This is a genomic window from uncultured Nonlabens sp., from assembly GCF_947495285.1.
Taxonomy (GTDB): Bacteria; Bacteroidota; Bacteroidia; order Flavobacteriales; family Flavobacteriaceae; genus Nonlabens.
This window is the reverse complement of sequence record NZ_CANLXZ010000015.1, coordinates 61,921-86,904: the sequence shown is the minus strand read 5'-3', so window position 1 is coordinate 86,904 and position 24,984 is coordinate 61,921. Positions and strand designations below refer to the sequence as shown.

The 24,984-nt window shown below is 35.7% G+C and carries 25 protein-coding genes; 14 read left to right on the top strand and 11 right to left on the bottom strand.

The window, feature by feature from the left end; translation table 11 throughout:
• Positions 1-226 precede the first annotated feature (226 nt).
• A complete protein-coding gene (locus Q0838_RS08215; RefSeq protein ID WP_298953349.1) occupies positions 227-1,057 on the top strand; it encodes a tyrosine-type recombinase/integrase in 831 nt (276 codons plus the stop codon).
• Between the two features lie 67 nt (positions 1,058-1,124).
• Here the strand turns inward: Q0838_RS08215 and Q0838_RS08210 are convergent, their stop codons facing one another.
• The gene (locus Q0838_RS08210; RefSeq protein WP_298953346.1) at positions 1,125-1,898 is read right to left on the bottom strand and encodes a S1/P1 nuclease; all 774 of its coding nucleotides are present in this window, start codon (positions 1,896-1,898) and stop codon (positions 1,125-1,127) included.
• 91 nt (positions 1,899-1,989) lie between these two features.
• Complete coding sequence (locus tag Q0838_RS08205; protein WP_298953343.1) at positions 1,990-2,769, bottom strand: M90 family metallopeptidase; 780 nt, start codon at positions 2,767-2,769, stop codon at positions 1,990-1,992.
• A 227-nt stretch (positions 2,770-2,996) separates the two neighbouring features.
• Here Q0838_RS08205 and Q0838_RS08200 point away from each other — a divergent pair, with 227 nt between their 5' ends.
• From Q0838_RS08200 to Q0838_RS08175, 6 genes are all read left to right on the top strand, one after another.
• Positions 2,997-4,331, top strand: a complete 1,335-nt coding sequence (locus tag Q0838_RS08200; RefSeq protein ID WP_298953340.1) for a histidine kinase — start codon at positions 2,997-2,999, stop codon at positions 4,329-4,331.
• 3 nt (positions 4,332-4,334) lie between these two features.
• A complete protein-coding gene (locus Q0838_RS08195; RefSeq protein WP_298953337.1) occupies positions 4,335-4,625 on the top strand; it encodes a 2TM domain-containing protein in 291 nt (96 codons plus the stop codon).
• A gap of 61 nt (positions 4,626-4,686) precedes the next feature.
• On the top strand, positions 4,687-5,469 hold the full coding sequence (locus Q0838_RS08190) for a LytTR family DNA-binding domain-containing protein (RefSeq protein WP_298953334.1): 783 nt from the start codon (positions 4,687-4,689) through the stop codon (positions 5,467-5,469).
• Between the two features lie 117 nt (positions 5,470-5,586).
• Positions 5,587-6,303, top strand: coding sequence for a DUF4331 family protein (locus Q0838_RS08185; RefSeq protein ID WP_298953332.1), 717 nt, complete (start codon positions 5,587-5,589; stop codon positions 6,301-6,303).
• 39 nt (positions 6,304-6,342) lie between these two features.
• Positions 6,343-6,927, top strand: coding sequence for a DUF4331 family protein (locus Q0838_RS08180; RefSeq protein WP_298953329.1), 585 nt, complete (start codon positions 6,343-6,345; stop codon positions 6,925-6,927).
• A gap of 71 nt (positions 6,928-6,998) precedes the next feature.
• Entirely contained in the window at positions 6,999-8,327 is a 1,329-nt protein-coding gene (locus Q0838_RS08175) for a hypothetical protein (RefSeq protein WP_298953326.1), read from the top strand.
• 475 nt (positions 8,328-8,802) lie between these two features.
• Here the strand turns inward: Q0838_RS08175 and Q0838_RS08170 are convergent, their stop codons facing one another.
• The 5 genes from Q0838_RS08170 to Q0838_RS08150 form a co-directional block, all read right to left on the bottom strand.
• A complete protein-coding gene (locus tag Q0838_RS08170; RefSeq protein ID WP_298953324.1) occupies positions 8,803-9,597 on the bottom strand; it encodes an anti-sigma factor in 795 nt (264 codons plus the stop codon).
• Entirely contained in the window at positions 9,597-10,133 is a 537-nt protein-coding gene (locus tag Q0838_RS08165; protein ID WP_298953321.1) for a sigma-70 family RNA polymerase sigma factor, read from the bottom strand. The genes Q0838_RS08170 and Q0838_RS08165 overlap by 1 nt, the downstream gene beginning before the upstream one ends.
• A gap of 81 nt (positions 10,134-10,214) precedes the next feature.
• Positions 10,215-10,847 carry a superoxide dismutase family protein gene (locus Q0838_RS08160; RefSeq protein WP_298953318.1) on the bottom strand — a complete coding sequence of 211 codons (633 nt, stop codon included), beginning with the start codon at positions 10,845-10,847 and terminating at the stop codon, positions 10,215-10,217.
• A gap of 58 nt (positions 10,848-10,905) precedes the next feature.
• Positions 10,906-11,394, bottom strand: a complete 489-nt coding sequence (locus Q0838_RS08155) for a YdeI/OmpD-associated family protein (RefSeq protein WP_298953313.1) — start codon at positions 11,392-11,394, stop codon at positions 10,906-10,908.
• Positions 11,394-12,599 carry a bifunctional alpha/beta hydrolase/OsmC family protein gene (locus Q0838_RS08150; protein ID WP_298953310.1) on the bottom strand — a complete coding sequence of 402 codons (1,206 nt, stop codon included), beginning with the start codon at positions 12,597-12,599 and terminating at the stop codon, positions 11,394-11,396. Before Q0838_RS08150 ends, Q0838_RS08155 begins: the two co-directional genes overlap by 1 nt.
• Positions 12,600-12,764: 165 nt before the next feature.
• Here Q0838_RS08150 and Q0838_RS08145 point away from each other — a divergent pair, with 165 nt between their 5' ends.
• Together Q0838_RS08145 and Q0838_RS08140 are read left to right on the top strand one after the other, a co-directional pair.
• Entirely contained in the window at positions 12,765-13,250 is a 486-nt protein-coding gene (locus Q0838_RS08145; RefSeq protein ID WP_298953307.1) for a phosphoglycerate mutase family protein, read from the top strand.
• A gap of 720 nt (positions 13,251-13,970) precedes the next feature.
• Entirely contained in the window at positions 13,971-14,189 is a 219-nt protein-coding gene (locus tag Q0838_RS08140; RefSeq protein WP_298953366.1) for a VF530 family protein, read from the top strand.
• A 214-nt stretch (positions 14,190-14,403) separates the two neighbouring features.
• Here the strand turns inward: Q0838_RS08140 and Q0838_RS08135 are convergent, their stop codons facing one another.
• The 4 genes from Q0838_RS08135 to Q0838_RS08120 form a co-directional block, all read right to left on the bottom strand.
• Entirely contained in the window at positions 14,404-14,931 is a 528-nt protein-coding gene (locus Q0838_RS08135; RefSeq protein ID WP_298953304.1) for a hypothetical protein, read from the bottom strand.
• Positions 14,932-15,154: 223 nt separating this feature from the next.
• Positions 15,155-18,286, bottom strand: a complete 3,132-nt coding sequence (locus tag Q0838_RS08130; protein WP_298953302.1) for a hypothetical protein — start codon at positions 18,284-18,286, stop codon at positions 15,155-15,157.
• Positions 18,287-18,647: 361 nt separating this feature from the next.
• Positions 18,648-19,022, bottom strand: coding sequence for a VOC family protein (locus Q0838_RS08125; protein WP_298953364.1), 375 nt, complete (start codon positions 19,020-19,022; stop codon positions 18,648-18,650).
• Positions 19,022-20,455, bottom strand: a complete 1,434-nt coding sequence (locus Q0838_RS08120; protein ID WP_298953300.1) for a S41 family peptidase — start codon at positions 20,453-20,455, stop codon at positions 19,022-19,024. Before Q0838_RS08120 ends, Q0838_RS08125 begins: the two co-directional genes overlap by 1 nt.
• 182 nt (positions 20,456-20,637) lie before the next feature.
• Here Q0838_RS08120 and Q0838_RS08115 point away from each other — a divergent pair, with 182 nt between their 5' ends.
• The 5 genes from Q0838_RS08115 (at position 20,638) to ychF (ending at position 24,125) form a co-directional block, all read left to right on the top strand.
• Positions 20,638-21,147, top strand: a complete 510-nt coding sequence (locus Q0838_RS08115; RefSeq protein WP_298953298.1) for a sigma-70 family RNA polymerase sigma factor — start codon at positions 20,638-20,640, stop codon at positions 21,145-21,147.
• Complete coding sequence (locus tag Q0838_RS08110) at positions 21,144-21,608, top strand: hypothetical protein (protein WP_298953295.1); 465 nt, start codon at positions 21,144-21,146, stop codon at positions 21,606-21,608. The genes Q0838_RS08115 and Q0838_RS08110 overlap by 4 nt, the downstream gene beginning before the upstream one ends.
• A gap of 40 nt (positions 21,609-21,648) precedes the next feature.
• On the top strand, positions 21,649-22,179 hold the full coding sequence (locus tag Q0838_RS08105; protein WP_298953293.1) for a DUF4252 domain-containing protein: 531 nt from the start codon (positions 21,649-21,651) through the stop codon (positions 22,177-22,179).
• A gap of 45 nt (positions 22,180-22,224) precedes the next feature.
• Positions 22,225-22,881: a DUF4252 domain-containing protein gene (locus Q0838_RS08100; RefSeq protein ID WP_298953290.1), complete on the top strand. Its 657-nt coding sequence runs from the start codon at positions 22,225-22,227 to the stop codon at positions 22,879-22,881.
• Between the two features lie 149 nt (positions 22,882-23,030).
• Entirely contained in the window at positions 23,031-24,125 is a 1,095-nt protein-coding gene (gene ychF / locus Q0838_RS08095; RefSeq protein ID WP_298953287.1) for a redox-regulated ATPase YchF, read from the top strand.
• The last annotated feature ends 859 nt before the right edge of the window (positions 24,126-24,984 follow it).

Sequence of the window (24,984 nt, the reverse complement as noted above, 5' to 3'; positions counted from 1 at the left end):
ATAACACAACTATTATAATCCTAGATATAAATGAATCGGTGAATTTCAATGTTGCGAAATCTTTGATTTTTTGCAACTGTTATATATAAGCAATATACATAAAAACCATTAACTAACTATACCATATGGGTGTATATGAGAACTTTTTTGTGAAATTTTATGTATTGCGATTTTAGGTGTATATGAGAACTTTTTGATTTGTAGTATATTGCGGTTTTAGGTGTATATGAGAACTTTTTTAGAATTTGAACAATTGTTAACTATTAAAAGGTATAGCAATAATACTATACAAACTTATATAGGTTTATTGATACCGTTTCATAAAAAGATAGGTGTGCATACCGATCTTAATGATTTGAGCGACGCTCAAATTCTTGATTATTTTATGAATACGGTGCGCAATAATAAGTACGCGGCTAGTTCTCAAAAACAGCTGTCTAGTGCGATACGGTTATATTTTAAAGAGATGTATAGAAGAGAGGTAGATTTTACTAATCTTGCGGCACTGCCAGCACAACGTTCTCTGCCTGTTATATTATCAAAGGGTGAGATAAGGCGTATACTCAAAGCACTGAGTAATAAAAAGCATGTTGCCATGCTCACAACTATTTATGCTCTGGGTTTAAGGAGTGGCGAGCTTTTACATCTTAAATTAATAGATATGGATGGTGCTCGCAATCAGATTTTTATAAGAAATGCAAAGGGTAATAAGGATCGCGTGTTGCCTTTTCCTAATTCTTTAAAGGTGTATTTGCGCACTTATATTAAAATTTATAAGCCTATGGATTATCTTTTTGAAGGTGCTACTGGTGGTGTGTATAGTCCTGCGAGTTTGCGTGCTGTTTTTAATAAGGCAAAATCTCGTGCTGGTATAAAGAAACCGGTGACATTACATGGTTTAAGGCATGCATATGCCACACATCTTATGGACGCTGGTACTGATGTAAGAATTATTAAGGAGTTGCTAGGTCACAATGATATTAAAACCACGCTTATCTACACGCACGTGACGCAGGTAACGCTAGAGAATATACCTAGTCCTCTGGATTTACTTTAATTTTAAGAATAGGTGTTGTTTAGGTTCCGCTTTCGCGAAAGCGGAAACCCTATCCAACTCTTTTCATTTATCCCAGTATTTCATTTAAAAGGGCTGCAAGACGCACGCCTCCTTTTTGTAACTGTCCACGTAGTTTATTAAAATAGGTGTACATGTAACGGTAGCTTAGTTTTTCTCCTACCTCTGTATATGCATAGATATCTTTTACAAGTACGCGGCTGTCTGCTAGCCACTCTCTATGGGTACCGCTGCCCATGGCTTTGCGTTCTTTTTTAGTTAATTGTGGCATGTTGCTAGCCAGTTCTGTATAAGACATGCCGTAGCTTTCTATCATTTGAGAATCCCAAACGCGGTGCAGGTTAGATCCATCTCTAAACCAGCGTACTTGAAAATCGTTACCACCTTTATCTTCACTTATACCGGTGTGTAATGGCTGGTGCAGGTCGCCTATAAAATGTACGAGCATGCGCAGTTGAAATGCTTTTTCTTCTTTACTAGCCGTTTTTGATTTAAGCGTTGCTATACAGGTGTCTATGGCTTTTATAATGTCGCCACGCTCACTTTTTTCATGACTGTCATAGTCTGCCTCAAAGGGTATGTTTACATAGTGATGTGGGCCGTATTTTCTATAAAGGGTATCGCTCTTTATATCGTCTGCATAGGTAGAAACCAGTGCTAGAGACTCACCGTCTAGCAATTTTGAGATAGCTTTTCTAGCTTTTTTATTAAGGTACTGTTGTGCAATGGCACCAGTGGTGCGATGTCCTGTTTTTCCCCAGTCGTCTGCCAGTGCAGGAGCGGTGGTACATAGAACTACTAGAATAAATAAGAAATGACGCATGTTTATTTTTTTAATGGGGCTAAGGTAACTTGCAGCTCTGATTTTAAGGTTATGTGGACGTTAAAATTAAAGGTCTTTTAAGTTTTAATTTTTAGGTTTTTTTCTTTTTTTGTGGGTTAAAGCACAGGTCCAGCATGTTATATAATTCTGGGTGTTTTCTTCGCATTAATTTGGGTCTAGAAAAAAAGTACTCTGCAGTAACGGCAAAGAATTCTGCCTGGTTAGTTGCCCCATAAGATCTTATGTCAGACTCATCTCGGTTTATGGCGTCCATTTCTTTGTGCATGAGGTTGATCCACGGCAGTATATAAGATTTATCTAGAAATGCCTCTGGTATACCGTTAGTCTCTCCATCTATTTTATCTAGCAGGTGGATAAATTCATGGATGCCTGTGTTGTGTTTATCGGTATCGTTTTTAAAACCGTGGTGCAGGGCTGTTCTAGAGAGTATCATTTGTTTTTCAAAACGTCCTGTGCCTACCAGTCCACCTATCATGCGGTCTGGATGGTCGTCTCCATAACCTAGGTCTTTATTAAAATTATCTGGATAGATTATAACGCCTGTGAGGTTGTTATAACTCCATTCTTTAAATTTAAAAACAGGTATGACGGCACTGGCTGCGACTAGAATTTTATCTAACTCTTCTATTTTAAAACCTACAGCGTCTACATAGGTTTCTTCTAGAAAGGCTACCATGCGCTGTCTAAATATTTTTTGATGGTCTGTAGTAAGTTGCTCATAAAATGAAACATGCTTTTCTAGTGCAGCATGCCACGATGGATGGTCCTTTTTTCTTTGTGGTGCAGATTCTTTAAAGACTAAAAAATAGAGTGCAACTGCCGCTATTAAAGGAATTATAAGGTAAAACATGTAGGTAATTATGGTTAGTAATGTAAAATGGTCATAGAGGTGTAAAGTAAACTTAAATAGATCAAAGAATGTGGCTAATTATAGAATTTTAAATTAAAGTATGTAAATAACAGTTGAGTGACTGTTTATAACAACTGGGTGATTATAGTTTTAGTTTTTTGTTAAGTGTTCTCATTTTTGTGGTGTTCTAAGGGAATAAATTACTTTTAGAATTCTAAAACAGATTCATGACTTTTAAAAGGTTCATAAAATTTATAATTGCGAGTATCCTTATCTCCATAGGGATTAACCTTATTAATGCCTACATGCGTGGTCATTTTTTACTATGGGAAAGAGAATTAGAGGCGTTAAGTATTAATTTTATGTTTGCTACGGTTTTAAGTATAGGAAATCAGTGGTGGTTTGAGCTGATGACTAAAAAGTTTTCATGGCAGGAAAATGTTATAAAACGTGTGGTGTATGGCGCTATAGGCTCTGTACTCCTTACTTTTCTATTATTGGTGCTGCTCAATTTTATTACTTATGTGTTTATTTATGGTGAGAGTTGGGATTATTTCTTAAAAAAGCAAAGGTTAAGTTGGTATCTATTCGGTATGATTGTAACGCTGGTGGTGACACTTGTTTATCATGCGATATATTTTTATAAACAGCTGCAAACACAAAAGGTAAATGAGCAAAAGATAATCGCAAGAAGTGCCACAGCTCAATTTAACGCGTTAAAGAATCAGCTAGATCCACATTTTTTATTTAATAGTTTAAATGTACTCGTTTCTCTAATAGAAGAGAATCCTAAAGCTGCTACAAAGTTTACGACCTCTTTATCAAAGATATATAGGTATGTACTGGAACAGCGCAATAAAGAGCTGGTCTCTGTAGAAGAAGAGCTAGCATTTGCCCGTACTTATGTAGGGTTGCTCAAAACCAGATTTGAAGATAGTATCACTATAGATATTCCAGATCATGGAGCGAGTACAGACGCTATGGTCGTACCGCTATCGCTACAACTGCTTATAGAAAATGCGGTAAAACATAATATAGTAAGCGATAGTAAACCGCTGCACCTCAAGATATATGAAAAGGATAATTTTTTAGTCATAGAAAACAACCTTCAAAAAAAACAAGTGATTAAAAAGAGCACCGGTGTAGGGCTGCAAAATATAGCCAGTAGATATGGACTGCTCACAGATCATAAAATGACCCTAGAAGAGACCAGTACCTCTTTTAAAGTAAGCCTGCCTATTCTCACGCAAGAAACCATGTATATGAAAACCCTAGAACTTACTACAGAAAATCTAGAAGATAAAAAACTAGATAAGGCAAAAACGAAAGTCGCTGCCATAAAAGACCTTTATGATAGCGCGCTTAAGATGATTTTAATAATTGCTTTTCTCGCTGTAATTAATGCGTTTACAGGTGGTTTTCCTTGGGTTATATTTCCTGCTATAGGTATGAGTATAGGATTATTTTTTCAGTACCAGCGCACTTATGATAAGAGTTTAATTTTAGGTAAAAAGTGGGAAGAAGAAAAGATTAATAATTTAATGAACGACAAAAACTTTTAACAGATGAAAAAAGAAGAAACCTACCAGGAGAGATATGCCAGAGCAAAGGCTCGAGTGGAAGCGATAAAAGCATTTTACAGTCATTTAACGGTCTACATTATAGTAAATATAGGTATTGCAGGTTTAAATTATTACCAGAATGGTTGGAACCCAGCATGGTTTTTATTTCCGCTGGGAGGTTGGGGTATAGGTGTGGTAGGGCACGCGATAGGCACCTTAGGTAGTAATCCGTTTACGAGTAAAAGTTGGGAAAAACGCAAGATTCAAGAACTTATGGATAAAGAAGATTCTTAAATACCATTGCTCACCTTAACCTGCCTAACCAGCCATTAACACACCATTTACCTACCATCATATGAATACATTTAAAGCCATTATCATAGAAGATGAAAAACCAGCTGCGCGACGTCTACACCGCATGCTAGTAGAAATAGGAGTAGAGCCAGAGGTCATGCTACACTCTGTGCAGGAGTCTGTAGAATACCTGCTCAATAATGAGGCGCCAGATCTTATATTTCTAGACATACAGTTAAGTGATGGACTTTCTTTTGAAATCTTTGACCAGGTAGACATACATAGTGCGATTATTTTTACTACAGCTTATGACGAGTATGCATTGCAGGCTTTTAAATTAAATAGCATCGACTATCTATTAAAACCTATCGATCCAGAAGAGTTAGAAAAGGCAATAGATCAATTTAGGTTACGCTTTCGCGAAAGCGAGAACAACAACAATAAAGCTGCGACTATCAATTTTAAAGACATCGCAAAATTACTGGGTAATCCCATAGAGCGCAATTATAAAAAACGATATACCGCAAAAGTAGGCGAGCACCTAAAACTGTTTCATACCGACGATGTGAAACTGTTCTATTCTGAAAATAAAGGTACTTACTTACATCTAGAAAATGGGCGCAACTATTTAATAGATTCAAAGTTAGAAACTCTAATAAAAGAACTGAACCCAGAGCAGTTTTATAGAGTCTCTAGGCAGGCTATAGTAAATATAAATGCCATAGATGACATGATATCTTATAAGAACTCTAGAATACAAATTAAAATAAATTCTTTTAAAGAAATGGATTTAATAGTTAGTAGAGAGCGAGTTAAGGATTTTAAAAGCTGGTTAGAACGCTAGTTTTATTTATCAAACGTATTATTTATTAGGGCATTGGCACAATTTTAACATTCTAGTTAAAACCGTGCCTTTCTTTCTGTCGTATGTAATGGTATAATTTAATAAAACCATTTTAAGATGAAAAAAATTGCCCTTTGGTCCACACTTGCGATCGTAGCTATCGCTGGTACATTAATCGCGGCTGACCACCTTGATGCTCCTAATGTTGCTATGCAGCCGTCTGACATCGCAGATTTTTATGCTTTTGAAGGAGAAGATGCTAACTCTACCACATTTATAGTAACCTTACCAGCAGCAAGCGCAGCGTCAAATTTTGATGAAAACGTGATGATCGAGATCAATATCGATAATACTGGTGCAGACGTACCTGGAGGTTTTCCAGCATCTGTAGGTGTAAGTGAAGACCTAGTAATACAAGCATTGAGACAAGGAGATCGCATGTACTTTTTCGGTCCTTATGCGCCTAGTTCTACCACTATAAGTAGTTCTATCGATGTAAATGAAGCTATAGGTAGTGTTGCTATAGGTTCTACAGGAGAGACATTAACTGGTGGTGTACGTGCTTATGCAGGACAACGTCAGGATGCATTTTTCTTTGATTTCCAACAGTTTAATACCGTAATAGGGACAGCGCCAGCTGATGGTTTTGGTACAACAGGTACTAATGACTTTGCAAGCGCAAACGTAAATGCTATCGTATTAGAAGTTCCTAATACTCTTTTAGGTACTGCACCTATACATCTTGCAGACCAGTTCCGTGCAGGACTAGGTGCGCCAGTTTATGGTTTACCTAACTCGTATAATGTATGGGTAGAAACTAAAAGAAGAAACTAGAACAAGTATAAGCAAAGTTTAAATTTAAAAGACAATACAATGAAAATATTCAAATATATAATGGCAGTAGCAGTTATGGCTACTATTACAGTAAGTTGTGATAATGATGACGATGTAACTGGTGGAGAAATCGCGACAACTGATTTTTCAGGTACTTTTATTACACAAGATCAAATGGGTAGACCTGGTATTAACACGGTACTGTCTGCAACAGATGCAGACGAGAACAGTTTTAACATCACTACTCCAGCAGGGCAAATTGCTGCTTTTTCTGGACCATTTAACGATAGATTACAGGCGTATTATGATGCATATGGTGCAACCTTTGAAAACAATATTTTAGGACTAGACCAGGCACAAACTACAGCGGTACTTTCTCTAGATGTGTTGCAAGTATCTCCAGACGCTCCAACTTCTTATTTTACAGATACGAGCAGTTTTTTAACGGGCCGTACTCTAGAGGATGACGTTATCGATGTATCTTTAATCGTACTTTTTGGTGGTAACACAGGAGCACGTTTTGATGGTAATAACGGTACACCTAACCTTGTGTCGGATAATGTAGCACTAGAAGATGGTGTTAGTACAAGTACATTCCCATATTTAACAGCAGCTCAGTTTTAATTGATTTGATTCTATTGATAGATTGCCGATTTTCTGTCAGAAGGAAATCGGCATTTTTAATACCTATACTTATGAAATTACTTTATACCTTTTTAATACTTCTAGTAGTTACTTCTTGTAAAAATGAGAGAGCAACTACCACTTCTTCTACCACAACAGCACCTCGTGTGGTCACCTCTACAGCAGACTATGATTCTTATCTAGACCTGGATGATTCTAACTATATCGCTGCATTGCGTGCAGACATAGACAGTTTAGAATCTCTAGTAGCTGTAAATAGTACAGGTGTATTAGATTTAGGTAGACTGGCTTCAAAATTAAACGAGATGTACGATCTAAAAGCAAACGTAAAAGATTTAAATAGAGCTGTAGAAATGCGTGAGGCTGTGGTAGCAAATATGTATGTGAACCCTGCTGGATCAAAAAGAACTCTTGCACAATCTTACATTAAGCAACACCGTTTTAAAAAGGCAGATAGTTTAATGAGGTCTTTTGCGACAGGAAAATTATCTGCAGAGAGTCAGATGGTTTATTTTGATATAGCGATGGAACTAGGTGATTATACACGTGCGAGAAAAATGCTGGATTCTTTAACAAATAGCAACGACTATAATTACTTGATAAGAGCAGCAAAATGGAATGATCATATAGGGGATTTGAGCGCCACAATTAGACTTATGGAAACTGCCAAAGATCTTGCTGATAAAAGTGGTAGTCCTGCTTTGCAATTGTGGAACAATTCTAACATAGCAGACTATTATGGACATGATGGACAGATTCAAAAATCTTATGACCATTATTTAAAGACCTTAAAACAAGACCCAAGCAATACCTATGCTTTAAAAGGTATCTCATGGATCGTTTATTCTCATGAAAAAAATCCTGAAGAAGCCCTGCGCATTTTAAATAAAATTAAAGAGCGCCATCCATTACCAGATTATGATCTAGCCATCGCCGAGATCAAAGAATATCAAAACGATATAGAAAACGCTGAAAAATTAAAAAACACATTTCTTACAGAGGTCGCAAAACCTGCTTATGGAGCGATGTACAACACTTATAAAATTGAACAATTGTTAGGTGGCGATGTAGCACAGAAGAAAGAGGCGCTGGTTATTGCGTTGAACGAGGTGAAAAATAGGTCTACACCAGAGACTCAAAGTCTATTAAGCTATGCTATGCTTAAAAACGGTAATAAGGAACATGCTCTCAAAAATCAAGAGATGTACGTTATTGATAAAACTTTTGAGCCTGTTGCACAGCTACATTCTCTAGAGATTTTAATGTATAATGATAAGAAGAAAGAAGCGCTAATCTATACCAGTGATTTATCTGGTGCGTCTTATGAATTAGGCCCAGTTACAATGAAAAATTATTTTGAATTAATTTCAAATATTTAAAACCAAGTTATTGATATCTACGTATATATAAATGTTAAGGAGAATGATTGATTTCATTCTTACTAGTGAATAGTTTTTTGGTTGGTTAGTTTTGGTGCCTGGTTCTGGAAAGAGTCAGGCATCTTTTTTTGTGGACTATTTGAAGTATCTGAAATCTGCAATAGTCTTTAAAAGAAGTTTTAATAGCTGTTATGATGTAGTAAGTAGGATGGTAATTACTTATTATATAGGTAGTTAAAGCTGTTATAGAGTCCGCTTTCGCGAAAGCGAGACCATTTTAAAGATTCCTTATAAGTATTATCAAGTAGATAACTAAATAAAGATGAGTCACTTAAATAAAACGGTTTACCGGTATAATGTATTAAGGTGACCGTAAAATGATACTGTAGAAAAACTAGTTATAAGGATCAATAAAACACAAAAAAAATGCGCAACTATAGCGTTGCGCATTTCATATTTTAAAAGAAGTTTACTATTAATTAATAACTCCTAGTGTATAAAGTTGTTCTAAGTTAGGTCCTGCTGCGCCGCCATATTCTTCTAGTGTGATACCAAAAGCCTCTGTTGCGTTTGCATTTTCTACTCTTATTAAATCGTTACTATTTTCTACAACACCTAGACTAGTAGGCGTTAATGGGTTTAAGGTTAAGGACCATAGTTGATAAGATTTACCTTGTGGCGCTGGCGGTAAACCGGCAACATCTATATAGGTAACGTTTTTTACAGCATTATGAAATGCTGTAGCATAGGTGTCTTCAAATCCTTTCTGTCCAGCTAGATCTACTCTACGTGTATTTTTATCTTTTATAAAAGCAAGTGCTTCTTGATAGTCGTTGTTTACTTCTTTAGTTTGCTCCATTTCTGTAGATAAGAAATCTTTTTCTTGCTCTATAGTAACAATTTGATTTTCTAGAGTAGAGTTGGTTTCTAGTAGGTTAGTATTATTTAAATATAAATAGCCACTACCTATAAGAAGTGCTGCCGCTGCAGCCCATCCCATGTAATTGCTCCATGAGGAATCTCTTGTTGTTTTCTCATTTTTAGGATCTCCTATGATTGCTTGTAATTTATCAAAGACTGCCATCTCATTAGTAGCAGGAGCGAGACCCTTTGCAAGTTTAATATAGGTCTCTTCAATTTGTTGTATTTCTAGTTGAAGAGAAATATTATTTTTTATCTGTTGCGTTATCTCTATGGAACGTTCTAAGTCCAGTACTCCACAAACATAAAGTTCTAAATCGCCGCTATTTATTAATTCTTGTGTATCCATTAGTTTAATATCATGTTTCTTAATGCCATCATACACTTTCTATGTCTTGTTTTCAATGTTCCAGAAGGCATTTCTAGTTCTTTTGCACCATCTTTAAATGTAAATCCTTTAAAGAATATTACATCAATGATTTTAATACACATAGGTTCTAATTTTTCCACCCATTTTTTCAAATAAATAGCATTAGTCTCTGTATCTAGATCATTACTGGTCTCTAATATATCTACGAAATTATCTGTACTTAGGTTTTTTAAACTATCTTTATGTCTTTTAGACCTTAAATAATCTATCGAGGCATTGCGTGATATGTTCAAAGCCCAAGTAAAAAACCTGCCTTGTTTAACATCGTAAGAATCAGAATTTTTCCATATTTTCATAAAAACATCTTGTAATATCTCTTCAGAGACATCTTTGTCTTTAACAACATTATAAATAACTCCATGTAAAGCCTCTTGATATCGATCATAAACACGTGTAAAAGCTGTTTGATCACCGCTTTTCATTCTAGCAATAAGTAAATCTGGTTGTGCGCTCATTTATTTAAGATTAGTTTATAAAGATGCAAAAAAAAGCCTGACTATGGGAATAGTCAGGCGTTAAAGTTTTGGGAGCTTTGATTATTCAATCACACCACAAGCGACACGAGCACCAGCGGCTCCACTAGGTTGAGATTTAAAATCGTCTGCGCTGGCGTGTACGATAATTCCTTTACCTACTATGTTTCTAGTCTCGTCATCGCAGTCTATACACCATTTATCTGTTGTAAATTCTAGTGTTGCCTTACCGTCTGCACCAACTTCTAGGTTGCCTATGTCGCCAGAATGAAACATTCCTTCTCCCCATTTTCCATGATCTTCACTAGTTGGATCCCAGTGTCCACCGGCACTTTTACCATCGTCAGAGCTACAGTCCCCATTCTGGTGTATATGAATAGCGTGTGTTCCTGCAGTTAATCCTGCGAGGTCTGCATTCATTGTAACACCTTCTTCTGTTTGCATAAACTCGATAACACCGTTTACATCGCTACCACTTTTTGCAGACATGGTTACTATCACCTCTTTACCTATCATTAAAGTAGAGTCCTCATGATTTGTGTGATCGTGACGTTCTGTATGTTTTCCATGATCATGAGAGCTGTCATCTGTATGCTCCATCACATCATTCATTTTTTCTGTTTCTTTACCTTCTTTACAAGACGTCACACCTAGTGTTAAAGTAAGTGCGATCATTCCTATTGTAATTCTTTTCATAATTTGTTTTTTTTACATTGATAATTTACATAAAAATAAGAAGTTAAAAATAGCTTTTTCATAAGAGTTTCTCAAATTTCATGGGGTTGTGATTTCCTACCTTTAAATTCTCCATAGCATTTAATGCTAGATCAACTTTTTTCTGCGAGCTTTTTGCGTTGTATATCATAAAAATAATATTACGCTGTTTACCAGGTAATAGACTTTCAAAAATTTTATAAGCTTCATAGTCACTTAATAAAACAGCTTCTAGTTCTTCAGTCATAGGCGCTTGATATTTGCTCGTATCTTCTTGCATGATAATATTCATACTATCTCCATGATTGACGGCTAGTATTTTCTGGTTAGCCTTAGAAAACATGAGGTATACAGAGCCGTGTTTTTTTACTACTCCTGCGTATAGAGTAAGAGAGTTCCCACCAGCGCTTACTTGTGCCACAACGCGTTTAATTTTATCTAGTTCTAGTTGTCTGGTAATATCTTCAGGTATAGGCAGCGCACCCATAAAACCATCTGTATTGAGATAGGTGTCAAATTCAAAAACCATTAACTCATCAATTTAGTAACTACTTGTGTTTCTGAATGTAGTGTTTTATGCACAGGGCATTTATCTGCTATTTGTAATATTCTTTTTAATTGTTTCTCGTCTAGATCGCCAGTAATTTTAATTTCTCTTGTAAAGGTGTCTATTTTCACACCATCTGGATTACCGTTTACTGGAAATTGTTTTTCATAATTCACATGGCATTGTACGTTATCTACCTTCCATTCTTTGCTACGGGCATACATTTGTATAGTCATTACGGTACAAGCAGCTAGACCACTGGAAAGTAGATCAAAAGGAGTCGGTCCGAAGTTGTTACCACCTACGCTTTCTGGCTCGTCTGCGGTAAAGTAATGATTACCAGCTTTCATTTGAGTAGTGAACACGTCTTCGTGATTAAGACTAGCGGCAACGTTATCTTTAGAGTTTAACACTTCTTCTTTAGGTTCTTCTATGTATCTAGAAGCCCATTTTGCGATCACTTCTCCTATGTATTTAGAATCTGTTTTATTCATTAATAAATGGTCTGCACCATCTAGGCTTATAAAACTTTTAGGATGTACGGCAGCGTGGTATAATTTTTCGGCATGTTTTATTCCTACCGTATTGTCTTGTGGAGAATGAGCAATTAGAATAGGTTTTCTCAACTCTTTTAATGTATTAGTCACCTGTTGCTCATTGATATCCTTGAGAAATTGTTCCTTAATTTTAAAAGGTCTACCGCTCAATTGTACAGTAGCTTCTCCATTTTCCGTAATGGCATTGATTTGATCTCCAAAGAGATGGCTCACATGTCTTGTATCACTAGGTGCGCCTATAGTTGCAACGGCTTTTATGGAGCTCGCTTTCGCGGAAGCGAATATAACAGCAGCACCACCTAAACTATGACCTATTAATAAAGAAGGAGCTTTATAGTTAGTCTCTAGAAAGTCTATTGCAGCAAGAAGATCGTCCACGTTTCCAGAAAAATTAGTGTCTGCAAAATCACCGTCAGAATCTCCTAAACCTGTAAAATCAAAACGTAATACACCATATCCGGCTGTGGTTAATGCTCTTGAAATATTCTTTGTAGCGCTGAAATTTTTACTACAGGTAAAACAATGTGCAAAAACAGCATAGTTATGAGGGTGACGGTTTGCAGGTAATTCTAGCCTACCGCTTAATTCATATCCTTGTGCATTTTTAAAATTGATTTTTTTAAAGTTCATGATCGTGATTTTCTTTAAAAATAATACCTTTTTATCACAGCGGTATGGCGTGAACTAATTATTGTAATAATTACAGTCATTCTTTTAAGATTCTATACTTTTACAGCAGATCTATTTTTTATGAAAAATCTATACTTTTTACTTGTTTTAACAGTGGTATCTTGCATGAATACCACGTCAGATAAATCGCCAGAAGAACAGCAAAAAGACCAGCTTACTACTTTTTATTTTATACGTCATGCAGAAAAAGCTACAGGTCAAGGTAATGATCCAGGACTTACTGCAGCCGGAAAAAATAGAGCGAGTCAGTGGGTTAATTATTTCTTCATTAAAGATGTGGACCACGTTATATCCTCAGACTTTAAAAGAACGAGAGAGACAGCTGCACCACTTGCTTTATCTAAGAAACTACCGGTAGAATTATATGATGTAAACAAGGTAGATGGAAGATCTTTATTACAGAGGTATAGAGGTAAAACAGTAGCGTTATACGGTCATAGCAACACCATAAATGTTTATGCAAACGCATTACAAAAAGATAGCATCTATAATGAACTAGAAGAATTAGATTATAATCACTTTTTTATCGTACGTGTCGATAAGGATGGAAATTCTAACGCTACAAAAGAGTCCATGGACTTCATGGAATAAGCACAGTTAGTAAACCATCACTTATAATAGTAACAAGTATCTTTTTTAAAACATATGAAAATTTTAAGCTGGAATGTAAATCGCCATGACGGTGATCTAGAACATCAATCAAATGCAACACGCAAAGAACTTATTCTTGAGCACGATGCAGACATAGTAATACTTACTAATACAAGGCTTAAATTTCATTTAGGAGATTCTTATAAGCGAATTTATACTACTGTTATGCCTCAAAGACACGACGGTATTGTGTATAAAGCTGGAGAGAATAGAGTATCCATTTTTACTAAATTTTCTTTTAAGAATAAAGTAAAAACCTATGACGATTATTCTGCTGTGTGTCAAATGCTAGAAACACCGTTAGGTAATCTTAATGTGTATGGTACTATAATCGGTGCTCAAAAAGATCTTTTTGAATCTGACTTTGTAGAACAAAAATATGATCTGGAGCGCATACAAGGTGCTATATGTTATGCAGGAGATTTTAATATGTCTTTTGTAGAACCATTTTTGCCTAGTGAAGACACAGTTAAGGAAATGAATAGTTTTATAGATACTCAAAAAATGGCTGTCCTTACTGCCGATTTTGAAAATCTAAAGAACCATGTTGCAGTAAGTAAATCTTTCTTAAAAGGGAATACCACACAGGTAGAGCTTTTTGAGGTACCTACAGAAATATCTGAAGAAGAAATAATCGTAGTAGAAATCAAAGAAAAAGAGATTAAAAAGCAAGCTAATAACCCTTTACATGGTGTAAAACTTGCTTTTATGCTAGAAAAACTAGTAGATCATTACGGTTGGGACGAACTAGGAGATCGCATTAGAATCAATTCTTTTAATTCTAATCCAGGAATAAAATCCAGTCTTAAGTTTTTACGTAAAACAGACTGGGCGAGGAAAAAAGTAGAAGATTTGTATTTGCGCACTTTTGTAGATTAGGGATTTGATCTCGTTTATGTGTACCAAAAGGGTGGGATTTATTCCACCCTTTTAGTACAATAGATTCTGATTTAAACTCCAACCGTAAAACCCTCTTGGTTGCTTTTACTCTTGCGGCTGCGCCGCTATTATTGCTTACCTATTTTATCTTTAAAAAGGGAAATTCATTTTGGCTGTTTGTTATTTGGGTTAAGGGATTTTTTTTAAAACTGTTTTAAGGCAACATCCATAACCGCCAGCCATTCCAGTAGTTACTATAGTTTTTATCAAATGTTTGAAATGTTTCTGGCATTGCTAGATGGTTTGCACTAGCATGATGGATGTAATCTTGTTTGCTTTTAAAAAATGTAACATAGTTAGTTTTTAAATTCCATAAGAAATAGGGTAGTGGTCTATCAACAGGGCTTGTTGCAGTTTTACCTACTACAACATCTTCCATGATAGTAAATCTTTCTATACTCATAGCGCCATAAGGATAATTTACAGGTTTAATATTAGTTTCTATCCAGTTGGTATTATCTATCTCCTGAAAGTGAGATAAAGGAATTCTAGCGCTATCGCCTAAACCATGATCTCCCCAAAAAGTAAATGAATAACCAAATAACAGAATAGAAATTATAAAGCCACTAGTGAACCACAACGGCTTCTTATTTTTTAATAATTTTTTAAATATCCTATCAGGAAAGAACTTAGCGAGTATTATAAGTATAAATACCACTAGTGTCGCATAAACACTGCCCAAAATAGCTATTTTTATAAATAAAGCAACTAAACCTACTATTGCTTACATCTTAAAAGGATTTATTCAATTTATAAAGGGTAAGATAAGTATTGCATTTTGTTAAGAATATTTTACTCCATCTTTTAAATAAAGCACAAAAAAATAGGCAGAATAATTTCTGCCTATTTTTAAAATATAATTTTACTCACGAACTCACGAACTCACGAACTCAAGGACTCAAGGACTACTCTTTAAACATATCCACAGTAACGAGTTTCATTTCTGCTACAAATGCTTTCCATTCCGTATTTAAAAAGTTTTGGGCTTCTGTATTCACTTCTTTAACCAGATTTTCAGCTTGTAGGTACAATTGCTCCTCTGTTGCGGTTTGTGCTCCCTGGCGGCTTCTTATATAGCCAGATGCACTTCTTACACGATTTAAAACAGTAACCTCAGGATTGCGAGTGATTCCTTGACGCTTGTCTGGAGTACCGAAGTATTTATTCTGTAATTTTTCTATTTGTTTTACAATAGAGTCCGTACTTTTTATTTGTTCTTTAAAAGCTTTTTTATCTTGAGATTTTAAAAGTTTTTTAAAGCTATCTGCTGTTTTTTTGTTTTTAGCCAGCTGACTAGTTACTACCTCGATACCACTCGTTAAAGTTTGTAATTTATCCTGTGCAGCGCGCATTTCTTTGCGATGTGCCATTGTAAATTCATCAATACGTGGGTCTTCTTTTACCTCGATCATAGTCTGGCTAGTTAGGTCTCCATAATGCAGTACTGCTTTATATGTGCCTGGTAAAACGCTGTTACCGCTAGGTTCTCTTTTAGAATCATTTACATCTCGTGACGGATATTTTGCACCTTTCTCATCCAGTCTCCAGGACCAGTTATGAATGCCTTTTTCTTTAGGTACTTTACGATTTAATGTCCTGATTAACTCTTCTCCTTTATAGATTTTTAAGAATAAAGAATCTGTTTTTGTAGTGTCAGATTTTGCTTTTAGATCTTTATCAAAGAAGTATTTGAACTGTCCTATAGGTCGGCTTCTGTTCTCTCCACGGAACATGGCATCTGCGCCAAATCTGCTTCCTGTAGGTTGCTGGTAACGCGCAAAATATGCGGTAGGAGGCTCGTATAATGCGATAGCTTGTGTGGGTCTCGCTTTCGCGAAAGCGGTAAAAGGAGCAAGGTCATCTAGAACCCATGCAGCTCTACCGAAGGTACCGATAATTAAATCGTCCTCACGTGGGTGAATTACTAGATCCTTTACAGAAACAGTAGGAAAACCATTAGTGTATTTAGTCCAGTTATTACCAGCATCTATGCTTACATAAAGCCCATCATCAGTACCTAAAAAGAGTAGGTTGTTCTCTTCTGGATGCTCGATAATACAAAGTGCATAACTGATCACGTCGTCTTTATCCACGATACGAGTCCAGTTTTTACCATAGTTAGTGGTGCGGTAGGCATAAGGCTCAAAGTTAAACCTGCGGTAATCGTTTGCAACGAGTAGGGCATGACCTTTTTTAGTTTGAGAAGCTTTAATTTGTGTGATCCAGCTACCTTTAGGCAGTCCTCGTAAACCACTAGTTATATTATCCCAGCTAGCGCCACCATTTTTAGTAATGTGCACAAGACCATCGTCAGAGGCAGCATAAAGTACATCTTTTTCTACAACGCTAGGTTCTATGACTAGTATGGTGGTGTGATTTTCTGCACCAGTGGCATCCATAGTTAAACCACCAGATTCTGATTGTTTTTGTTTTTCAGGATCGTTAGTGGTTAGGTCTGGAGATATCACCTTCCATGTAAGTCCTTTATCTGTAGATTTATGTACAAACTGACTTCCAAAGTATAAGGTAGAATTATTAAACGGATCGATGTTGATAGCACTATTCCAGTTGAATCGCAATTTAACGCTAGCGTCTGGATGTGTAGGTTTTATGCTGTAATTATTACCAGTTTGCCAGTCATAACGTTGCACAGAGCCTTGCTGGCTCATAGAATAACCATAACGGTTGTTATCTGGATCTGGAACGACATCAAAACCATCTCCAAAACTGATCTCTTGCCAGTAACTATTTCTTATCGATTGGGCTCTCCATGAATAAGCAGGACCGCGCCAGCTACCGTTATCTTGCATACCTCCATATACATTATAAGGAATTTCCATATCTACATTAATGTGATAGAATTGTGCAACAGGCAGGTTACCTATAAAACGCCATGTTTTACCACGATCGCGAGTTATGTTTAAACCACCATCGTTACCGTCTATCATAAATTTACCATTTTTAGGGTGAATGTACCACGCGTGGTGGTCTGGATGCACGCCATTATCTACACCATAAGCTGGCATTAATTGGGTAAAGCTCTTACCACCATCTTCTGAAACGTTGATGTAAGTAAATACAGAATACAGGCGGTTCTCGTTTTGAGAATCTACATAAATCTCAGAATAGTAAAAAGGACGGTTACCTATGTCGCTTTTATTGTTGATCATTTTCCACTTAAAACCACCATCGGTAGATTTATACAGTGCGTTTTTCTTTGCTTCTACTAGTGCATAAACTACGTTAGGATCGCTAGGAGCAATGGCAACACCTATTCTACCTATTTCACCTTTAGGAAGTCCTTCTTCACTAGTTATTTTTTTCCAGTTTTCTCCACCATCGTGAGTGATGTACATTCCAGAGCCTTCACCACCAGATTTAAAAAACCATGGATCTCTTTTGTGTTCCCACATGGCAGCAATCAGTTTATTAGGATTTGTAGGATCCATAACAAGGTCTGCCGCACCAGACTTATCGTTAGTGTATAATACTTTTTTCCAGTTTTTACCGCCATCGCTCGTTTTAAAAACACCACGTTCTGGATGCACGCCCCATGGAGAACCTATTGCAGCTGCATATACGATATCAGGATTATTAGGATCTATAATCACACGATGAATATTGCGCGTTTTTTCAAGTCCCATAAGTTTCCAGCTATGACCGCCGTCTAGAGATTTATAAATACCAGCACCACCGTTTAGAGAATTACGTGGGTTACCTTCTCCTGTTCCTACCCATATAACGCTAGGGTTAGACTGTTGTACAGCAACTGCACCTACAGAGGCAGTTGCTTCATTTTCAAAAATAGGTTTCCATGTGATACCACCATTTTGAGAATTCCATAATCCACCGCTGGCAGTACCTGCAAAGATATTTTCTGGATTTTCATGAACCACATCTATAGAGGTCACACGTCCAGACATACCGCCTGGGCCTATGTTTCTAGGTTCTAGATTTTTTACTAGATCTAAATCTAGTTTCTGGGCATATGCTTGAATGCATAGTAAGCACAATGCGAGCAGTAAAATACGTTTCATATCGTTTTTTTTGTTGAGAGGTTAAATATAAAACGTAAAAAAGAAAGGTTATGAGTCTTTAACTTTTTTAAAAATATTTTAGACTATCACCGTTGTAGATAAAGACTTATTCAAACTTTAAAGAATTTTGAATGCAAATATTTTTGAGTTTTGTAATCTATCTTTGTCAAAAAAATAGCGGTTATTCATCTATAGCCTCTTCACGTAATTGACGATTTTCAATTTTATGATGATGATAAGTATTCTAATCAAAGGTATAAACTACGTTATATCTTTATTTTAAATAAAATGTGTTGGTATTCCGCTTTCGCGAAAGCGGAATACCACAACAATCCACTAATTTAATTTAAATATGTGAAGATTATTTCCTCCACGGCGGATTTTTTCTATTCTCACCTGCGCGATACAATACCAAATGATTGCCATCTGGGTCGTATAAGTGCGCCTCTCTCCATAACCAGGACTGATCTATGGGATCATTTTTAAACAGTACACCTTGTGTTTTTAAATAGGTAACCTTTTTATCTAGGTCGTCACATTCAAAAAAGATTTTAATACCATCGCCTTGTGGCAATTGATTTACCTTAGAAATACTAAGTGTAGCATCTCCGTGAGGTAGTTCTAACCTAGCGTAGGAGTCATGGGTGTGAACTATCAAGTTTAACCCTAGAGATGGATAAAACGCAATGGATTTAGGAATGTCCAGAACAGGTATCGTAACTTTATTGAGATTTATTAATTATTTGAAATTTCTTTCCACATCTCGTTACCAAAAGGTTTCAACTCATTACTACCCATAATCTCTTCATAAGTAGTAGTAGGGAAGGACTGTCTAGTAGAGCGACCGTTTAACATGATATCATCTAGACAACGTGCGAGAAGCGGCTCATTGATATCTCCTAAGATTCCTAAATTTTCAAAATCTTCTCCTATAGCTATATCTGGTGCAAGACCGTCAAAGTAATCTGTGTTTCCTACAGAGTTTACACTTTTAAGAATTAATGGTTGCATGGCATATCTGTGAGCAGGATTTGCACCAGACCTTGCAAAGTTCTCACTGTCATATAAAGTAGTACTTGCTTGAAATTTACCAGCGGTATCATCACCTACTTGAACCACGTTAATATAAGGATCTAAGGAGTTAATCACTAGTTCACTTGCACTAGCGCTGTTACCAGTAGTAATAATATGAACCTGACTTAAGTTTAATGTATTAAGTGTAGAACCAGCACTGGTTTGATTTCTAAATAGATTGATCAATTGGTCTGGATTACTCGCTTGTAATTGTGCTTGTACATCTGGATTCCATTCTTCGGTAGAGTAGATGTCTGTTACTGGATTACCAGATATTAAACTACCTAGAATAATCGCACTGTTTACAGAGCCACCACCATTATATCTTAAATCCAGAACTAGATGAGTAACACCTTGCGCTCTGAAGTCTGCAAAAACACCGTTAAGCTCTTCATCAAATTGAGAAAGGAAACTGTTGTACATTAAATAACCTACTTTTTGACTTCCTTGATCGATAACCTGACTTACTAGAATAGGATTTTCTTGTATTACAGCTTTGGTTAAAGTGATTTCATTACCAGTAGAAGTAGTTACACCAGCGTTTAAAGAAGCAAGGCCTATGTTATAAGTGTTTTGAGCTAGTAAGGTAGCCGCATTAGTTCTATTTAAACGTATACCGTTTATGGAGTTAAAAATCATACCACGCTGCACATTTTCTGTTGCAGCACTTGTATTAGGATGTACATATCGTACATAACCATAAACATCTGTGGCACTACCAGTTTCTACTACCAGGCCAAATTCCATACCGTTGCTAAGCGTGTTACCAGATAAGATGTTTTCTAGAGCAACATAATCACTGAAGATAACGCTAAAACGATCTGTTCTAGGTCTATCAAAAACTAACGATTCAAAAAACGATTCTGGAGAGTTAAATTGATCGTGAAATGCTTCTAATTCTCCTTGGTTTGCAAAGCGATCATCAGCAAGAACATCAACGTCTGCTTTATAAAGGTAAAAAGCATTCATACCTCTATATATAAAATTATTGACTTCACCTTTACCTGCAAACACGTCATCATTATCCTTAAAACAACTGGATAAAGTAGTGAATGCCACTAGAGCTAGTAATGTGTATTTAATAGACTTCTTCATATTCTTTACTTTATTTGAATCAAAAATAGGGAAAAGGCGTCACAAAATAGTCTCAATATAAGGATAGCTTATATTATTAAAACATATATCTAGATTTTATATTTTAAAAGAAGCCTTAAAATAAATTCTATAACCTTGTAACAATTAAAAAGCAGTCTCGTCATGAGAGTATAACCCATCCAATGAACCAGAAAACATTTGTAAATACCTTTAGGGACGTACAGCAAAAAATGTACTTTCTTTCTAAACGTCTACTTACCTCACATGAAGAGGCGGCAGACGCAGTGCAAGAAGTCATGGTGCGACTCTGGGAAAAGCGTTTTAAACTAGAAGAGGTTAAGAACAAAGAAGCCTATGCCATGCAAATGGTAAAGAACTATTCTCTAGACCGATTAAAAAGTAAACAAGCTAGTCATTTAAAAATAGTGCATACTAACTATGATAATGAAGAACGCAATGTAGAAGAAGAACTAGAAAGAACAGGTAAGGTAAAACTGGTACAAAAAGTGATTAATGAACTACCAGAACAGTACAAAATGATTATCCAGTTAAGAGATATACAGCGATACGATTTTGAAGCTATAGAAAAAATTATGGACATGAAGGCTACAGCAGTAAGAGTAGGGCTGAGCAGAGCAAGAAAAATGCTTAAGGAAAGAATAGAAGAACAATACAAAACAGAAATCGCATGAACGATTTATTAGAAAAATACTGGAACGGCGAGACGACACTAGTAGAAGAGCATAAACTTAGAACCTATTTCAGTTCTGAAAACGTATCTCCAGAACATAAAGTGTACCGCAGTGTGTTCAACACTTTTGAGTTAGAACAGGTAAAGGAAGAAAGAGATTTTGATGCTTTTGCAAAAGTGAAACAAAAACAATCTCAAGATAATAAATTCCAGAAAAAGACATGGAAAGGACTCGCTATTGCAGCAGGATTTGCTTTACTGATGACAGTAGGAACTAGCTATTATAATAACCAGTCACAACCGCAACCTGACTTAGGAACTTATGAAACACCAGAAGAAGCTAGAGAAGCAGCATTAAATATGTTAGAACTAGTAAGCACAAAATTTAATAAAGGACGCAATAATATGGCACCTATAAATACACTAGATAATAAAACTGCTTCAGTTTTTAATCTCAAATAATAACAATAAAAATCTCAATCACAATTTAATAAAGTTCAACATGAAAAAATTAATCTTAACCCTAGTACTTGCAGTAATGGCAACACCATTATTTGCTCAAGATGCCTTTGAAAAAATGGGTAATCTTAAAAATATATCTGAAACAGTAGTTACTAGAGATGCCTTTGAACTCCTTGCCGAAATAGACATGAACATAGAAGATGACGGCATGAAAGCTGGTAAAGGTCTTCTAGATAGTCTTAAAGATGCACGTTTCTATTCTACTTCTAATGCTGACAGTGCTAGAAAAATGATAACTATGGCAAATTCTTATATAGCTAGTAATGGACTTGTAAAATTAATGAGCGTTAAAGAAGATGATCAACTGTTCTCTTTTCACGTTAAAAAAGGTTCTAATTCTAAGAAAGTAAAGGTACTAGTCATGGTAATAGACGAGACCATGAATGCAGGTAATCCAGAGGCTCTCGTAATGAAAATTACAGGAGACATCGATCTTGCACAAATCTCTAAGATCACAAAAATGATCAACGTACCTGGACAGAAACAAATAGAAGACGCTACCAAAGAATAGTCGCATCTTTTAATAACCTATAAATAAACCCATTAAACACTAACTATGAACAAGATTATTTTAAAAGTCCTATTTTTAAGTATAGCTATAACGGTCGCACTCACTTCATGCGATACAGATCCAACATTACAAAGTTATATAGTAGACAGCGGTGATAAAGAAGGATTTATCACTACTTCTATACCTAAAACTATTTTAGGAATCGATGATAATCAACTATCACCAGACTCTCAAAAAGCATTTAGATCCATTAAAAAAGTTAATGTTTTAATGTACCCTAAAACAGATGAGAACACGGCAACATATGAAAAAGAAAGCAAGCAGTTGAGCGATATTCTTGATAATGAAGATTACAAATTATTGATGACACATAATAGTAATGGGATGAAAGTGAAGTCTTTATATGAAGGAGATAAAGATTCTATCGATGAAATTATTGTTTTCGGTACATCTGACCAAATGGGTATGGGCGTTGCTCGTATTCTAGGTGATAAAATGAATCTTTCTAGTGTAATGAAGATGATGAAAGAACTAGAAAAAGCAGATATTAATCCTGCTGGTATGAAGAATATTCTAAGTGGTATGGGAGCTGATTTAGGTATGGATTTGAATAATGATGGTAAAATTGATCCTGATTCTACAAAAGCTATCCATGATTTAATAGGAATTGAAGATATTGAAGTAGATTCTGCAGAGGAATAAAATCTCTAGTTTAAATAGAAAAAATCTGCATCATCTCGATGCAGATTTTTTTATGTCCAGCTCCTTCGTTTTATCATATAAAAATGAATCGCAAAGAGTTATATTTGCACGCTTTCGCGAAAGCGGAACAATAACAAATAACATTACACATGAAAGCTGGAATCGTAGGACTACCTAATGTAGGTAAATCAACTCTTTTTAACTGTTTATCAAATGCAAAAGCGCAAAGTGCTAACTTTCCTTTTTGTACTATAGAACCCAACGTAGGAGTGGTAAATGTACCAGATCCTCGTCTTAAGAAATTAGAAGAACTCGTTAATCCAGAGCGCGTGATACCTGCTACGGTAGAGATAGTAGATATAGCAGGTCTTGTAAAAGGAGCTAGTAAAGGAGAAGGACTAGGAAACCAATTTCTAGGTAATATACGTGAGACAGACGCTATCATTCATGTACTGCGTTGTTTTGATAACGATAACATCGTACACGTAGATGGTAATGTAGATCCTATACGTGATAAAGAAACTATCGATATAGAACTGCAATTGAAAGATCTAGAAGCTGTAGATAAAAAGCTGGAAAAAGTAAAAAGAGCTGCTAGAACTGGTAATAAGGAAGCCATAAAAGAAGAAGAGACTCTATTAAAACTTAAGGATGCTCTAGAAGCAGGTACTTCTGTACGTGCGGTAGAATTAAGCGACGAGGTAAAAGAAGAGTTTGTAAAACCACTCCAGTTAATTACAGATAAGCCTGTAATGTACCTTTGTAACGTAGATGACGAGTCTGCAGTATCAGGAAATAAATATGTAGACCTAGTAAGAGAAGCCGTAAAAGATGAAAATGCTGAGGTTCTTGTACTAGCGGTAGGAACAGAAGCTGATATTACAGAATTAGAAGACTATGAAGAGCGTAAAGAATTTCTTGCAGACATGGGTCTAGAAGAGCCAGGTAGCGCAAAATTAATACGTAGTGCTTATCAGCTTTTGAATCAGCAAACGTACTTTACTGCTGGTGTGAAAGAAGTTAGAGCATGGACAGTTAATATAGGTTCTACAGCACCACAAGCTGCTGGTGTGATCCATACAGACTTTGAAAAAGGATTTATACGTGCTGAGGTGATTAAGTACGATACTTATGCAGAATTTGGCTCTGAATCTAAAGTAAAAGAAGCTGGAAAATTAAAAGTAGAAGGTAAAGAATATATTGTACAAGATGGCGATATCATGCACTTCTTGTTTAACGTGTAGAAGCCGCGCATCGCATGTGGGATGAGGTTTTTTCTCTCTCGCTTTGCTCACCATTGTAGATTAAAAAAGCTCCTTTTTCATTTTGAAATAGGAGCTTTTTTTGTTTACTCAAGGGTAGAATTGATTTTTATAAAGTATCTAAACCTATGGATTTATGTGTGTTTTATATTAAGATTTCTAGGAGCAATTAGTAAATAGGATTCTTTTTTCTATTTGTTGTTAATTATCGCTGCGTCCAACTCATACGTGCAACGATTTTATTATTTAATACTTCAATAGGATTGTTATCATTAAATTTTCTAATCGGTCTAGGTATTTAGTTTGAAATCTAGGCGCACATTCCCTAATATCTTTCAGATTTATTTGCAAGGATTATCCTGCTTTTTGCTTTGCGATATGCAAGCGTCTACCTATTTCCAGTACGTTTGCTTTATGGATACAGAGAAAGATCCATAGTGTTTACGCTTTTTTGTTTTTACTTATATATATTTTTGAGATAATAATGTACCTATTACTTATCAATGTCTCCTTCTAGTCTGGTGGTAAGTTCTTTTGTAAAAGCAGGTTTGAGCAAGTTTTCTGCACTATAACCTTTGGGTTGTTAAATCATGTATGTAAAGTATGTTTTAATACCTTGAGAGCTCGCTAAGATTTAGCTCTTGTTTGCTTCGTGTATTGCATCACTTCCAAGTACTCGTGATTTTTAACTAATGCTATAGATTTTGCGATTTGAATATCTTAATTTCCAATCTTGTTAGCTCGTTGAAGGAATTAAGATTAAGGGTTCTGTAAAATTAATCCATTCATATGAAGATTATTAACTATTGCTCTGAACTTTATTGGTTTGAATTTCTTTCTT